The sequence below is a fragment of the Streptomyces beijiangensis genome (assembly GCF_017315755.1).
Taxonomy (GTDB): Bacteria; Actinomycetota; Actinomycetes; order Streptomycetales; family Streptomycetaceae; genus Streptomyces; species Streptomyces beijiangensis.
Window position 1 is genome coordinate 1 of record NZ_JAFLRJ010000657.1, and the last position, 412, is coordinate 412.

The 412-nt window shown below is 68.7% G+C and carries 1 protein-coding gene; it reads left to right on the forward strand.

Annotated elements, in window-relative coordinates; all coding sequences use genetic code 11:
* Positions 1–31: 31 nt before the first annotated feature.
* Positions 32–412 (forward strand): hypothetical protein (locus J0695_RS37995; protein ID WP_206969389.1); only part of this gene is annotated, 381 nt, incomplete at its 3' end.

Genomic DNA, 412 nt, shown 5'->3' on the forward strand with positions numbered 1-412 from the left:
GTCCGGGTCCTCTCCGTCGGAGGTGGGATGATTGGCTGGCTTCAGAGCCCTCGCACAGCAGGTCCGGGATCCAGGAAGGGATCCCTCGCAGCGCCGCCAGGCGCTCCGCAAGTGTCTGGAGCGCTTCGCTCCCTACGGACACCGCGCGACATGGCACCACCTGTGTGCCAGCAACGGGTTCAGCCCGGACGACCGTGAGCCCGATCCGGCGCTGCTGATAGCCGCGCTGGAGGAGCTGGAGGAAGCGCGGTCGGTGTGGCTGGCCTACGAGTCGGAGGTCGCCGCCAGGCGCAGACGGGAGAAGCACGACGGGATCAGAAAGCCCACCTCTCTCGACGAGTGGCACCGCCTCACCTGGGGCGGACGATCGCTCCTCCCCTGTGACCCTTCAGCTCCCCCGAGCCCACGAGAC